Here is a 15,358-nt window from a genome sequence, read left to right on the forward strand (position 1 = left end):
TCAAAAGATGCGATAGTTGGCGAATTTGAAAGCCATTCGGTAGGCGGTCACGATGAGGAAGAAACTGACCACCGATTTAAACATGCCGACCGCCGTGGCGAAGCTGAACTGTGTTTTGAGCAGACCGGCCCGATAGGCGAAAGTATCGATAATATCTCCTTTGTCATAGACAAGCGCATTATACAGATTAAAGATTTGATCGAAGCCCGCATTCAGTATGTTTCCAAGAGACAAGGTACCGAGAACGATGACGATCGGGGTGATCGCGGGAATCGTCACGTTCAGCGTTTGTTTCCAGCGACCCGCTCCGTCCATCTCCGCGGCTTCGTAAAGAGCCGGATTGACGGCGGTTAACGCCGCAAGGAACAGGATGGTGCCGAAGCCGAATTCCTTCCAAATATCGCTGACGACAACCGTGAACCGGAACCAATCCCCCTGCATAAGGAACGGAATCGATTCGATGCCGAACCAGGAGCCAAGCAATTGATTGACGGGTCCGTTGTTTCCTAGCAGGTTGATCAGAATGCCGCCTAGAATGACCCAGGACATGAAGTGCGGCAAGTAAACGAGCGTCTGCACGAGCCGTTTGACGAACATATGGCGCAATTCGTTAAGCAGCAAGGAGAAGACGAACGGAACGAGCAAGCCGAACACGATTTTCAATCCGGCGATAACGAAGGTGTTGCGAATGACCTCAAGGCTGTCTTCCCGGGCGAACATCAGGCGGAAATTGTTCAGCCCTACCCATGGAGAGTGAATAAAGCCCAGCCAGGGCTTAAAATCCTGAAAGGCAATAACCAGTCCTCCCATAGGAAAATAGAGAAAAACGAGAGCCAGAACGATCCCGGGAACGAGCATGGCGTGGAGTTGCCACGTCTGTCCGAATGACAAAGGCTTTCTTCCCGAGGCTGGGTGTGTCTTTGTTTCCAAGTTCAATGCGATTTCCTCCCATAATCTGCGTTTAAGTTTCGGTACATTCATTGTAAGAGAGCGCTATTGGGTTCAGATATGCGAAAGTCTCAACAAAAAAAGCATTCTCTTAACTTCGATTGGGGGATGGTTAAAGAATTGTCATTATTGTTAAATTTGTTTTCTATCCGGCCTGTTTTATATTCGTTATGCTTGGGGAGCAATTCCAAATCATGAGGTGGAGGTCAGCAGAAATGAAAGGTATAAAAAAGCGGTTTTTAACAGGGATGGTCACGGTTCTCGCACTCTCGTCTTTAGCTGCCTGTTCCGGCAAATCCGGCAACGAAGCCGTTCGGGAGACGAACCCCGCGGCAAGCGCTTCGAGCGTATCGTCAAATGATAGCGGTTCCGCGGAAGCGAACGGGGAAACGGCTCCATTCAAGAACGGCAAATACGATCCGCCGATCCCGATCAACATTGCGGTCGATGTCGGGGACGATATCCAGTATTTCAACGGAGAAACGGCCGAGAAAAATATATTGTTCGACCAGACCAAAGCCAACCTTGGCCTGGACATCCATGTGCTGTGGACCGCCCCCGGCAAAAACGACGGGTTCAAAACGAAACTGCTGCTTTCTCTGGCTTCCGGAGAAAAGCTCCCCGACGTGGTTTTTACGGGCGGAGACTCCGAGCTCATGAATCAATTGATAGACTCCGGCAAGTTTATGGCTCTTAACGATTCCATCGACAAATACGCAAGCGAAGACATCAAACGGGTTTACAATGAAAACCCGGATCTGTTCCTGCCCGTTACCCGCGACGGAAAAGCGATGGCTCTGCCTATTCCGATCTTCGGACCGAACAGTCCTCCCCTGATGTACATACGTCAGGACTGGCTGGATAAGCTGAGTTTGAAAGCGCCGACCAACATGGACGAACTCGAACAGGTGATGGACGCCTTCGTTAATAAGGATCCGGACGGCAACAACAAGAAAGACACGTACGGAGCGGCCGTGCAGCTGAAAAATCCGGGCGGAGATATCTTCGCCGACGCGACCGCCTTGTTCGGGGCTTATGGAGCGATCCCCGGAATATGGAGAAAATCGGAAGACGGCCAATCGCTTTCCTACGATTCGGTTCAGCCGGGAATGAAAACGGCGCTCGGCAAATTCCACGATTGGCTATCCAAAGGGTATATCTCCAAAGATGCCGCCCAGCAGGACGGAGGGACGGCGACGCAATTGTTCACTTCGGGGAAAGCCGGTATCGTATTCGGTCCAAACTGGTTCCCGTACTTTCCGCTTCCAGATCTGGAGAAGAACGTTCCGGGAGCCAAGTACAAGGTTTATCCGATTCCAGCCGGTCCGGACGGCAAAGCCGAACGCAGAGCCATGTCCATCTTCGGCGGAGCGCTTCTTATCAACAAGGACTACGCGCATCCCGATGCCGTATTCAAATATGCCCAAGCCATGTACGATATGGCCAGAGACGGCCAGGTCTGGGGACTTACTAGGGATTTCCTCATGAACAACGGTTACCAGGCGCAAGGAAGCTATTTCCAAGTATCGAAATACGGTTTCCTTCCGAATTACTTCGTCGATCCGTGGTACCAAATCGACGGTTATCTGGATTACATGAAAGAAGGCAAGCCGGGCCGCTCTCCAAGCGAACAGGAAGGGTTCGATACGTGCCAAAAAAATCCGTTGTGCATTAACGGACAAATCGAATCGATGAGCACGTGGAGGGCGCAGAAAGACGCCGACGTCATCAGCGCTTTTGCCGGGCCTACGACGGAAACCCAAAAAACGCAAGGCGACTACCTCTACAAAATGGAATACGAGACGATGATCAAAATCATCTACGGCACTACGCCGATTGACGGCTTCGATGCCTTCGTCGAGAAGTGGAAATCCAGCGGCGGCGATAAAATCACCCAGGAAGTCAACGATTGGTACACGAAGAACGTATTGAAGAAATAACCGGCTTACTGTACGGAAGAGGCGGACTTTCCATCCGCCTCTCTTGTGAGTCTCGAAAGGGCTCGTCATAATGGAACGTAAAACAACAGACGAGGCGATCCATCGTGATCAAGATGAACAACTTCACCAAAGTGAACATATTGGTTCTCATGCTGCTCATTCCCGTTTTCATTATGTATGCGTATTCTTACCGAACCAGCATCCGTGTCCTTCAGCAGAATATCCAGGACTCTCAGATGAGCCGGTTGTCGTTTCTATTCAAGCAACTTGACGACAACGTCAACCAATTGTCCATGATGGCCCACGTGCTCCTCAAAGATCCGAACGTGAAGGAGTTTCGCGACCTGGATTTGTACGGGGACGAAATCAACTTTTTGAAAATCGTGCAAATCATCAGCCAGAAATTAAACCTTCAGAGCGTCGCCAATACGTTCTCCAATTCCATTGTCGTCTACGCCCCCCGGATTCAAAAGGCGATCGGACAATATTCGCTCGTTTCTTACGACGCTCAAGATCTTTACGGACATGCCGATCCGAATTGGCGGTACGACCGGGAAACCGGCCAATTCATCTTATATGCGTTCGATCCCATCAACGAAAATAATCTCGCCGCGAATGCCGGATTAATCGCGAAAGTGAGCTTCAAGTCGGACAATATCGTGAAAATGCTGGACAATTATCATTCCGAAGGAACCGGGGAAACGTTCCTGTTTCGCCCGGGAGACAGGATGATCGTCAAATCCGGAGACAACCTCGACTTCATCGACCAAATCGCGGATCAATTCGGGAAAGGGAAGCTAGCGGAGCAAGGAAACGCGACGGTCGATATAGAGGGCTCCTCCTATTTGATCAACTACCTGAAATCCAATGAGTTGGGCTGGTATTTGGTCGACTATGTGCCGCTGCAGGATATCCTGTCTCCGATCACGACCAACCGCAAGTTTTTCTATTTATTTTTGGGCGTGATGCTGTTTGTCAGCCTGATGATTTCCTATATCTTATATCAAAACATCCGGATCCCGATCAAAGATTTGATTCGCAGCGTGCAGCAGCTCAAAAAAGGCAACTATTCGACGCGAATCCGGGTAAAGGGTGACAATGAGTTTACTTTCCTGATCCTGAAGTTTAACGAAATGGCGGGCGAAATCGAGAATCTGATCGGCAAGGTGTATGCGGAAGAAATCCGTTCCCGCGAAGCGACCTTAAAACAGCTGCAATCCCAAATCAACCCCCACTTCCTATACAACTGCCTGGCCTTCATGAAAAGCATGGCCGTCCTGGAAGAGAAAGAGTCTATCGTCGCGATGGCCGTTAACTTGAGCAAATATTATCGCTACACGACGAGAAACGAACGGCAGCTCGTCACCGTGCGGGAAGAGATGGAGCTTGTCCGGCATTACTTGGCCATCCAGAACCTTCAAATGAAGCGATTGTCCATTCACATCGAAATTCCCCCATCCATGCTCGATCTTCCGATCCCGCGATTGCTGATCCAGCCGGTCGTAGAGAACGCGATCATCCATGGCATCGAATCCGATCCAGATGCCGGACGCATCGTCATTCGCGGGGAGCAGGTCGAGGGCGAAAATCGCATTACGGTAGAAGACGACGGTCCGGGAATGAGCGACGAAGAGAGGCTTGCTCTCTCGAAAAAGATCAATCTTCCTCTTACGGACGAGATCGGGTGCGGTCTGTGGAACGTTCATCAACGGCTGAAATATCAGTTCGATCCGGAATCCGGACTCGTGTTCGAAGCTTCTCAACCCTCGGGACTAAAAGTGATTCTTCATTGGAAATAAGCGGGAAGGGGGGCATGCTACATGTTTCGGATTTTGATCGTGGACGACCACGAACATCAGGTGGAGAGCTTGGCCAAGTCGATTCCCTGGGACGAGCTTGAATTCGATCAAGTGCATCAGGCTTATTCCGGAACGGAAGCGCTGGATCTTCTTCATGCGTGTCCTATCGATATCGTGATTACGGATATCCGCATGCCGGGAATGTCGGGGCTTGAGCTGCTTCAGCGCATTCGGCAAAAATGGAAAAGGATCAAATGCGTCCTGTTCAGCGGTTACGCCGATTTCGAGTATGCCCAACAAGCGATCCAATTCCATACCGACGACTATATCCTTAAGCCGGCGGACGACGCGGAGATCGTCGCCTGTTTGAGGAGATTAACGGAATCAATTCGCAAGGAATGGGAGGACGTCAGTTCCCATCAACGAACCCTCTATACGTTGAGAGAAAATTTCCCCAAGCTGAGAGACGGGTTGCTGAACGAATTGCTGCAAGGCCGTTCCTTCGCGGAGCAGGTTTTGTCCCAACAGCTCGGCGCCTTTGAAATTCCTTTCGCCGCGGGCGACGAGGTGACGCTGATGCTCGTCCGTATGGACGACTCGTTTTACGCTTACAACGATCGGGACGTTCATCTGAGGGAATACGCGATCGGGAACATGGCAGAAGAGATCTTCCGGGACGAGTACTTGTTGTGGACATGCAAGGATCCCCATGATTATCTTATCTTTCTGATGAAGAGAAAGCGGTCCCCTCAAGAAGAGTTAACCGAGGAGGAAACCGGCGTTGCCGACAGGCCGCACCGGTTGGAGCGCGAAGCGAGCGAGCTTCAGAACAGCATTCAGACCTATCTGCACGGCAAGGTTTCCATTCTTCTCAGCGCCAAGGGAACGTTTCCGGGCGACGTACCGCAGCTATATCAGTCTTCGCTCCGCATCGTCCGCCAACGTTTCGGAAAACAGGATGAGTTTCTAATCTCCGCGGATTCCTTCGACGACAAACCGCAAGTCGGCTCAGCCGACAGCCTGCACGATTCGCCGACGTTGGTCCAGCTTCTGGAAGCGGGACGATGGGAGGCGATCGAAGATAAGCTTCGGGCCGTGTTCGAGGAGATGGTCAAGCCGGATCGGCAAACCCATCAGGAGCACCTCATGGAAGTGTGCCTGACGATCGGCGGCGCGCTGATCTATATTTCGCATAAAAACGGCAAGCTTCTGGAATCCGTCATCGGCGAAGATTGGGTCTTTCTTTTCCAGCCGAATCCATTTCGCAGCGTCGATCAATTGCAGCAATGGGTGTGGCGGGTGCTGCGCAAGATGCATGCCGACATGCAAAGCGAGCAGAACGAAACGGCGGCCTATCTCGTCCGACGGGCCCAGCAGTACGTCGAGGATCATTTGTCGGGAGATACTTCGCTGCAGACAGTTGCCGACCACGTGCGCGTTCATCCGGTCTATCTGTCTCGCGTCTACAAATCCGAGACCGGAGAAGGTCTCAGCGGTTATATTTTACGATTGAAGATGGAAAAGGCGGAGAAGATGCTTTTGGACGGAAGCCAAAAGATCCATGAAATCGCCGAACGGTTGGGGTATGCGAATCCCCCCTATTTCATCAAGGTATTCAAGAAGCATTCCGGGCTCACGCCTAAGGAGTTTCGCGAACATATGGCGCGTTAACGTCGAACACTACAAGCTGCCCGGCAGCGGGAACGGTGGAGGAAGAACGAAATGAACACTCGAATTGAACTGAATCATCATTGGACCGTTACGGGTTACGGGGAGAACGACCGCGTGATCGGTCCGATCACGGGGACGGTTCCCGGCCATGTGCATACGGATCTATTGCGCGAAGGTCTCATTCCCGACCCGATGTGGCGGGAGCAGGCGCTCGACTCCCAATGGGTGGAGAGCTGCGATTGGATCTATGAAACCGAATTCGAATGGCCTTCGGACGCGGACCGCGTTCATGCGGTCGTCGTTTTTGAAGGACTCGATACGATCGCTTCCGTTGAACTGAACGGCAAACCGATCGGAACGGCCCGAAATATGTTTATCAGACATGAGTTTCCGGCCGCGGACGCCTTGTTGCCGGGAACGAACCGGCTGCGGGTTCATTTCACATCCATTCCGGCCTACCTTCGCGATAAAGATACCGGACGTTACGTCTCCTTGTTCTCGCAAGACCGGGTGTACGTCAGGAGGATGCAATGCACGTTCGGATGGGATTGGGTTCATCGGTTGGTCAGCTACGGGATATGGAGGCCGGTCTTCGTGTCGGCACAACCCGAAGGGGCGATCTCCAATGTATTCGTCCGAACGGTTTCATTCGACGCCGGAAGGGCCGACTTGCGGTGGGAGACCGAAACGAAAGGCGCCTTGGAAGGGAGCCGTATGCAAGTCCAAATGTACGACGCTGCGGGGGGGCTGGTAGGGGAGGACATCGTCCCGATAGAAGGGGAACGCGCCGGCGGGGACCTTGTTCTGAACGAGCCGCGCCTATGGTGGCCCGCGGGATACGGGGAAGCCCACTTGTATACGTTCCGGTGCACACTGCTTAACTCCAATGGTGAGGCGTGCGACCAGAGAAACGAGGAAATCGGAATCCGGACGGCGGAGATCGAGCAGCTGCCCGATGCCCAAGGCCGTTCGTTTACGATCGTGATCAACGGGAAGCGGATATTCGCCAAAGGCGGCAATTGGGTGCCCGCCGATCCTTTCCCTTCTTCCGTTACGAAAGACCGTTACGAACAGCTGTTGCGGACGGTTGTCGACGGTCATATGAATATGCTTCGCGTATGGGGCGGAGGGACCTATGAACTTCCTGATTTCTGGGCGGCTTGCAACCGTTTGGGAATCATGGTTTCGCTTGATTTCATGATGGCGTGCGCGCAGTACCCCGAACAAGAAGACTGGTTTGCGGAAGAGATGAGGGTCGAGATAGAATCCGCGGTCAAGGAGCTGCGCAATCATCCTAGCCTAGTTTTCTGGTGCGGCGATAACGAACTGGCGATGAACAACAATGCGGAGGACGACTATTGGGGCAAAACGATTTGCGCCGAGGTGACGGAACCTTTATGCGCCAAGTTGGATCCTTCCCGGCCGTTTCTCCCGACTTCTCCGTACGGCGGCAGACCGTTTAACAGCCAAGACGAAGGGGATTGCCATTACTCGGCATGGTATGATGTTGATTTTATCATGAGCGATATGACGGATTACAGGGAGCGTATCTCTCAAGGACGTGGCAGGTTCTTGAGCGAGAGCGCCGTTCCGGGTTCGCCGCCGCTTTCGTCGGTTTTGAAAATGATGACGATCGATGACGTGGCCGATGAGTCCGCCGGCATATGGGAATTCCGAACAAAGGACAATCCTTACAACGGGGTAGACGAGCTGACGCATTTTCGAATGCTGGAAAAAACCGCGAACCGGTTGTTCGGAGATAGTCCCGATCCGATAGCGAAATTAAAGAAAATGGAGTACGTTCAGTACGAGTTTGAGAGACTGCAGGGGGAGCATTATCGGCGCCGCAAATATGAGACGAGCGGATTGTTGTTTTGGATGTACAACGATTGCTGGCCAGCTAGCGGTTGGTCTATGGTCGACTATTTCGGGCTGCCCAAAGCGGGTTACTTTGGCGCGAAGAAAGCGTTCCGGCCTCTAATGATTTCCCTGGAGGACCGGGAGCAGGAGATCGACATTTGGATGGTCAATGACACGCTTGAGAGGTATAGCGGAGAAATTGTTGTGCGATCGGCCAAAACGGATGGTCAAGAGTTATTCGTAAGCCGCTTCGAAGTGAACGTACCCGAGAATTCCGCCACCAGGGCCGGAACGTTAAATAAGAAGAAGGTCGGTTTAGTAACGGGAGCAGCCGACGTTGTCGTTCAAGCGAGCTGGTACCCGGCAGAACGGAATGGATTGCATGAGGGATTGGAAGCCGATCGGGCTTTTTACTTTGACGTAATGCCCTGTGAGCTTCAATACCCGAAAGCTGCGCTCCACGTGAGCTTTCTTCCAAACGACGATTATTCCGGAGCAATTGAAATCCGGACCGACGTGTTCGCCCGCGTTGTTACCATAGAAGATGAGCTGCTGGTCGAAGATAATTATTTCGACATGATGCCCGGCGAGATCCGGAAAATCTCCTACAAAACAAAGCCGGGCGTTCCGTGGCGGCAGATCCCGGTCGTCACCTGCTGGAACGGCAAATAGAATCTTCGTGGAGGAGCCGTGAAGCGTATATGATAACCCGCCCTATTTCATCAAAGTGTTCAAGAAGCATTTCGGGCTTGAAAGTCACAGGGCTTATACACTGAAGCGGAAAGGGCAGGCGAACGATGAGTAACAATACGATTAAGGACACCGGTTCGGCAAGTACCGATTACCGGGTCCGGGTTAACGGCCATCCGGTGCATGTGTATCGGACGCCCGTCCATTTCGAGGACGACCGCTTGGAGAAAGAACGCTGCGAGCCGGAGATGGCTTCCTTCTGCTATTTTCCCATGACCGAAGCTCAGGCCGTCGTGGAAGTCGAAGTGTTGTTCGGCGCCCCGGGCGACGTGAACATACGGCCTCTAAGCCGTGCTATTCGGTGGGATATCCGGGAGCGCACGATCCGGTTCGTGCTCGATTCGCCCGTAAAGCTGTCCGTCGAGATCGGTCGGCTTATCCATCGAAATCTGATGATATTCGCGGAACAGCCGGAGCGGGAGCCGATATCGGAAGCCGCCGCATCCGGGGTGGACAGCCTTATCTATTTCGGACCCGGGGTGCATACGATCGGCGGCGAGTACGGCATTTTGGAACTGAAGAGCCGTCAGACGCTCTATCTTGCTGAGGGAGCCGTATTAAGAGGAAGGATTTTCGCGGAAGGCGCGAACGACATTGTGATTCGGGGAGCCGGCATTCTCGAAGGCACTTGTCTGAAGGGCCGCTGGCCCGACTATCTGCAATCGCAATTCGGTGAGGAGCGGGGTACTGAACGGTCCGCGTTTGTCGAGCTTCGCAATTGCGTGAACGTAACCATCAAAGGGATCAAACTGATCGATTCACCGTCCTGGACCGTGTATCTGTCGGGTTGCGAACAGGTGCATATCGAGGATATCAAGCTGATCGGGTACGTGCCAAACAGCGACGGCATCAATCCGGTCGATTCGCGCGACGTGACCATCCGGGACGTATTCATCCGCACGGGCGACGACTGTGTCGCGGTCAAGGCGAATGCGGGCCGGGCGAATACGGTCGTCGAACGGATTGCGGTAAGAGATTCCGTCTTCTGGGCGGATCGAGCGAGCGCGATCGAAATCGGACACGAAACGACGGCGGCCGCGATTCAGGACGTCATTTTTGAAAATCTGGATATCCTTCATCAGGATCTGGAGATTACGGGATATCATGCGATCGACATCGCCAACTGCGATCAAGCGGCTGTTCGGCGAATTACGTATCGCGACATACGCGTCGAGAGGGCGCGCCGCTTGATCGGGGTTCGGGTGAACGGCGGCATTTTCGCCAAGTCGCCGGAACGCGGTCATTGCGCGGATATCGTATTCGACAATATCGTCTGCGGCGAAGAGGCGCCGTTCGATATCCACCTTTACGGTTACAACGAGGAACATCAGGTCGAGGGAGTCGTTTTTCGGAATTTGAAGCATTGCGGCGATCCGGAGCGCAAGCCTCAGCTTTACGCGAATCCGTTCGTCAGAGATGTCGTAATCGATCATGAGGGTCATATTCGGCATGCGGACAGGCTGTATCCCGCTGAAATTCGGGCGTTGCAGCCCAGACTCGCGCAGCGTGAGCTTGAGGTTGGCGGCATCCGGTTTGATTGTCCCTCTATCCTGCCGTCCGAACCGGTTGCCGGCATTCCCTTTGAGGCGGGCATCCTGCATGACAGGTTCGATATCGGTGCGGGTGTGCATGCGGAGACGATCTTCTTCCTGCATACCGTCGCGGGGCTGGATGCGCGTATCGGAGTCGTTCTTGCGGCATACATCGTGGAGTACGAATCCGGCGAAGACGCGATTGTTCCAGTCGTCTCCCGGCTTGATACGGACGACTGGAAGCTGTGGTCGATGGCGGGGTGGCAGGCCGTCCGCGATGGCATTCGCTTGTATGTCCAGGCCTGGCGCAATCCGGAGCCGGAGCGGCGAATACGGGCGATTCGCCTGGAACGGAGCGAAGCGGGCAAACATTTCATCTGGCTGGGGGTGTCCTATGGAATCTAATGCATGTATGGTATGGCGGCATAGAAAGCCAATGAAGCATACGAGCAGAGCTGTGGCTGCGGGCGCGATTACGCTTGGTTTTATCGGCGGCTCGATTACCGATCCGCGGCCTCGCCACAATTGGCCGGAGGCGGTCATCGCCTGGTTTGTCGAGCGGTATCCGGGACTGCGCGTGTTCGTGGAAAATGCCGCCATCGGCGCAACTGGAAGCGAGCTGGCCGTATTCCGCGCCAAGCGGGATTTAATCGATCGCGGCTGCGATCTCGTCTTTGTCGATTACGCGGTCAATGACGGAGAAGAGCCTGCGGAGAAGCGGATGCGCACGCGGGAAGGGCTGCTGCGTAAGCTGCTGGATGGCGATCGGCGCGATGTCGTGCTCGTCTATACGTTCAGCCAAGCGTTCTACAAAGAAATAATGGGGGGCGAGGCGCCGGCGACGATCAGGGAGTTCGAACAGTTGGCGGATCATTACGGGCTTGGCTCGGTATGGATGAGTCTGTACGCGCTGGAAGAAGTGAAGAAAGGCCGGATGCGCTGGGAAGAATGGCTGCCCGACGGCCTTCATCCGACCGAACGCGGCAGTCTGAGCTACGCGCAAAGCGTTATCGCCTTCCTCGAGCGCGAGCTTCGGGCGAGCACGGCGCCGAGCGAACTTTCGCCGATCGAGCTACCGGAGCCATTGAATGCGGCCCACTGGGCGGGCGCCTACGACCTCCCATTTGCGGCGGTGCGGCTCGAAGGGCCGTGGACGATTCGCCGCGGTGCCCATTTGAGCTGGATCGACCGCATGTTGGAAAGCGCGGCCGTCGGGGCGAAGCTGAGTTTTGATTTCCAAGGCCGCGGCTTGTCGCTCGGTTTCGACTTCGGACGCACATCGGCGGAATTCCGCTACCGGATCGATGACGGGGAATGGACCGTTTCTCAGCGGGATCGCCCCGCCTGGTGCGGCAACGACGGCTGGTATCGGATCTATTCGGCAGCGGACGATCTGGAGACGGGCGAGCATCGTTTCGAGCTTGAAGTCGTTCATGGCGATCGAGCCGAATGCACGGGGTCGAATTTTCGCCTGGCGCTTATCGGGATCGTACCCTGACGAAGAAGAAAGAGGAAGAGCGGGAGGATACGGGCAGGCGCGAGGTCATCTTTATCCGCATCAGGTCCGCGCATTAGGTGCAAATGGATAAGAGCTAGATCCGACACGGCCATCGATTTACCGATCAATGCAACCGCTGGTTTTCATTTTGTAAGGTCCTGAAGGGCGCCTGCGTAGGCGCCCTTTTAAAAATGCCCTATGCTTGCCCCTTAAGTCTGTTGTTCAGCTATCCGTAAACAGCAACGGCCAATCAATTTGCTAAAATGGCTCTGTATGCAACCTCCTGAACATAGACAGCCGAAAATATCGGGAACCAGCAGGAATGGTCGATTGCCCAAAACCCTTACAGCAGTAGGCATCCGAGCATTCGCGGATATGTCAGGAGAATGTGTCCCGACATGGAGGGGCTGGCGGTAGCAATACCGTGGAGGTTCGAGTCCTCTCGACCGAACCATATGACGATGATGAGATCGCTTGCTTAGGCAAGGGATTTTTTGATTTTCTTTTCATTAAAAGAAACCAGCCGCTAACGCGGAAAAATCTCACCCGCGCAAAAGAAGGACCAAAGCGACTCGCAGCCGCATTGGTCCTTCTTCTTTCTTCTATTATAATGTACGCCAACCCGCCGTAACGATCCGATACTTGCCAACCGCAAGCGCCCCGCGCACATTCTCGTCGGATTTTGTTTCCATTATAGAGCTCACATAAGGCACGCTGTCCTCGGCCGTCGTGATGCGCAGCTCGCTCTCCGAGCCGAGGACGTTGTACCACCGGGCCATCAGGTCCCCGCGCTCCTCGTTCGTCTTCAAGTTGGAGAAGAGGAGACCCTCGCCGTCCCAACGCAGGAACGCGTAGCGAGGCGGCAGGCTGCCTGCGTGCACGCCCGTCTGGCCGACGGTGACGGGCACCTGGAACCGGTGCGCTTCCCGGTAGGCCGCGATCCGGTCGTCCCCGCCGTGGGGGATGACCGTCCACTCCGCGGAGATCGCGCCGAGGCATTGGGCTTCCGGCGTCGGGAAGACGCCCCAGTCGCCCAGCTCGCCGACGGAGCGGAGCAGCGTGACGGCGAGCGTGCCGCGGTCGTCCTGCAGCGCCTCGTACTCGTTCAGGCCTTTGCCGGCTACGGTCAGGCCGCGGCCGCCGCCGTGAAGGTCGACGAACGCTTGCATGTGCTGGGCGTTGCACGGGTTCCGCCACTCGGCTGACGGCTTCGTAGCGCGTTCGGCGACTTCGAAGATCGAGTCGGCATAGTGAGCGTCGGCCGCCACATCGGTCGGATAGAGGACCCGCACGCGATGGTCCTTGGCCAGGTTGCCAAATGAGGCTTGGACGCGCACGCCCTTGCCTTCGCGCTCGAGGCTCACGGTCGTCACGATCGCGAGCGGCACGCGCTCGGACGATCGGCCGGCCTTGCGCTCGACGATCGAGACCATCTCGTTCATCTCCGTCTCCAGCCGTTCGTCCGCCGATGCGGGGATCGATATCCGCTGCACGATCTCCAGCGTAGCCCGGTACGGCCGGTCCTCGGAGACGCGAATTTCGGCGATGCCGCCATGCGTCGTGATCGCCGAATCGCCTTCCGGTTGCCGGAAGATGTACTCGTTGCCGACGTCGCCGACATCCTCATAGTGACCGAGACCGGCATACCGCTGCCCGGTCCGCTTGTCCAGCAGCGTCAAGCCGCCGTCGGCTTCGACAGTCACGCGCAGATAGCCGTTCTCCAGCGTCGTCCCGTCGACGACGAGCGAGGCTGCGGCCTCCGCATCGGCGCTCCCGCCAGCCGACCGATCGGACACCCAGGCATACGCCGCGTGGCCCATCGCCGGCAGCGCGCCCGTCTCGAACGTCAGCCGGATCGCGCGCGCCATGTACGGCTGGCGGAACTTGTCGTTCGGCAGGTCGTAGCCGAACCGGACGCCCAAGTCCTCGGCCGTGCAATCGATGCGCTCGCCTAGATGATTCACGAGATAGCCCTGGCCGTGCGTGCGTCCCCGGACTTCCTCCATAACCTGGCGGGGATTCTCGCTCTGGTTGAAGTAGCGTTTTGCCAGCTCGACCTCGAAGGCGAGGACGGAGCTGCCTTCGTAGCCGCTCGTGTTGTAGACGACGAACGGCGCCGCGGATTCGCCTGCGTTCGCGAAGACGGAGGTGTCCGCTTTTGCGCTCAGGTAGGCGGCGCTGTCGGCAACGATGCTGTTGGCGACTTCGATGCTCTTCGCGAACCGGGTCTCCATCTCGCGGTACACTTCGTCCACGCTGCAGCCGCAGATGCTGTCGTGCGGATGGTTCTGCATCAGCGTCTTCCAGGCATAAGTGAAGAGCGCGTGCGGATAGGGCTTGCCCTCGGCATGCGCGAGCGTGGCGAGCGGTTCGGCGACCTTCTCCAGCAGCGTCTGATTCTCTTGGTTGCGCTGCTTGACGGGGACGCGGGCGGAAGCGGTGTTGGCGAGCGTGAACCATCCGTCGGTCTTCTGCCCGCGCAGCTCGCCCCTTGTCCGGCTGAGGTTCGAAGGCAGGGAGGCTTCGACGCTCGCGATATAGTCCTTGAAGTTGGAATGGATAAATTCATAGTCCGGATACAGCTCCCGGGCGACCCGCAGCGCCTCGGACAGGTCCGTCTGCACGGGCTGGTGATCGCACCCGTTCATCAGCAGGAGATGCGGGGTCGACGCGTACCGCTCCGCGCTCGCGAGCCGATGATCCCAGTAGGCTTGGGCAGCTTCCCGCTCGACGGGAATCTCCATGCCGTTGTTGTACCAGTTGGCGAACAGGATGCCGAGCACGCGGGAACCGTCCGGGGACTCCCAGATCAACTCCGAGAAGGGGGATTCCAGATTGGCCTCTTCGCCGACCTGGTTGTTGAAGCCCGTCGCCTTGACGCCGCGGCCGAACACGGCATTCTCGATGCCCGCCTGACGGAGCAGTTGGGGCGCCTGGCCCATATTGCCGAACGAATCGGGGAAATAACCGACCTTGGACACCGGGCCGAATTCGCGGGCGTCGCGGTGCCCGATCTGCAGGTTGCGCACGTTGGCTTCGCTGCTGGTCAGGAATTCGTCCTGCAGCACGTACCAGGGGCCGGCGGACAGCTTGCCTTCCCGGACGAGCTGGCGCATCCGCTCTCTTTTCTCCGGATAGATCTGCAGATAGTCTTCGAGCACGATCGATTGACCGTCCAGATAGAAGCTGCGGAATTCGGGATCGCGCTCGAACGTCTCCAACAGCGTATCCAGCGTCTCGACGAGCTTGACGTGATGGGCTTCGTAAGGCATGTACCACTCCCGGTCCCAATGCGTATGGGAGATGACGTGGACGGTACGTTTCGGTTCGCTCATAGGCTTTGCCTTCTTTCGGTGAGAG

At 55.7% G+C, this 15,358-nt stretch carries 8 protein-coding genes and 1 pseudogene; 7 read left to right on the forward strand and 2 right to left on the reverse strand.

Going from position 1 to position 15,358, the window contains the following annotated elements:
• Complete coding sequence (locus H7C19_RS25450; protein ID WP_246469790.1) at positions 1 to 858, reverse strand: ABC transporter permease; 858 nt, start codon at positions 856 to 858, stop codon at positions 1 to 3.
• Positions 859 to 1,196: 338 nt separating this feature from the next.
• Between H7C19_RS25450 and H7C19_RS25455 the strand changes: the two genes are divergently transcribed.
• The 7 genes and pseudogenes from H7C19_RS25455 to H7C19_RS25480 all read left to right on the forward strand — a co-directional run bounded on the left by H7C19_RS25455 (position 1,197) and on the right by H7C19_RS25480 (position 11,998).
• Positions 1,197 to 2,888, forward strand: coding sequence for a type 2 periplasmic-binding domain-containing protein (locus H7C19_RS25455; RefSeq protein ID WP_221469473.1), 1,692 nt, complete (start codon positions 1,197 to 1,199; stop codon positions 2,886 to 2,888).
• A 113-nt stretch (positions 2,889 to 3,001) separates the two neighbouring features.
• Positions 3,002 to 4,687, forward strand: a complete 1,686-nt coding sequence (locus tag H7C19_RS25460; protein ID WP_246469791.1) for a sensor histidine kinase — start codon at positions 3,002 to 3,004, stop codon at positions 4,685 to 4,687.
• A 21-nt stretch (positions 4,688 to 4,708) separates the two neighbouring features.
• Complete coding sequence (locus tag H7C19_RS25465; RefSeq protein ID WP_185671896.1) at positions 4,709 to 6,358, forward strand: response regulator; 1,650 nt, start codon at positions 4,709 to 4,711, stop codon at positions 6,356 to 6,358.
• 51 nt (positions 6,359 to 6,409) lie between these two features.
• Positions 6,410 to 6,931, forward strand: a pseudogene (locus H7C19_RS35785) (glycosyl hydrolase 2 galactose-binding domain-containing protein); the annotation flags it as partial.
• A gap of 21 nt (positions 6,932 to 6,952) precedes the next feature.
• On the forward strand, positions 6,953 to 8,890 hold the full coding sequence (locus H7C19_RS25470; protein WP_185671897.1) for a glycoside hydrolase family 2 protein: 1,938 nt from the start codon (positions 6,953 to 6,955) through the stop codon (positions 8,888 to 8,890).
• A gap of 125 nt (positions 8,891 to 9,015) precedes the next feature.
• On the forward strand, positions 9,016 to 10,905 hold the full coding sequence (locus tag H7C19_RS25475) for a glycosyl hydrolase family 28 protein (RefSeq protein ID WP_185671898.1): 1,890 nt from the start codon (positions 9,016 to 9,018) through the stop codon (positions 10,903 to 10,905).
• A gap of 31 nt (positions 10,906 to 10,936) precedes the next feature.
• On the forward strand, positions 10,937 to 11,998 hold the full coding sequence (locus H7C19_RS25480; protein WP_185671899.1) for an SGNH/GDSL hydrolase family protein: 1,062 nt from the start codon (positions 10,937 to 10,939) through the stop codon (positions 11,996 to 11,998).
• 605 nt (positions 11,999 to 12,603) lie between these two features.
• Here H7C19_RS25480 and H7C19_RS25485 read toward each other — a convergent pair.
• Positions 12,604 to 15,333, reverse strand: a complete 2,730-nt coding sequence (locus H7C19_RS25485; RefSeq protein ID WP_185671900.1) for an alpha-mannosidase — start codon at positions 15,331 to 15,333, stop codon at positions 12,604 to 12,606.
• Positions 15,334 to 15,358 lie beyond the last annotated feature (25 nt).

It is taken from the genome of Cohnella nanjingensis (assembly GCF_014212125.1).
In the GTDB taxonomy this organism is placed as follows: domain Bacteria; phylum Bacillota; class Bacilli; order Paenibacillales; family Paenibacillaceae; genus Cohnella; species Cohnella nanjingensis.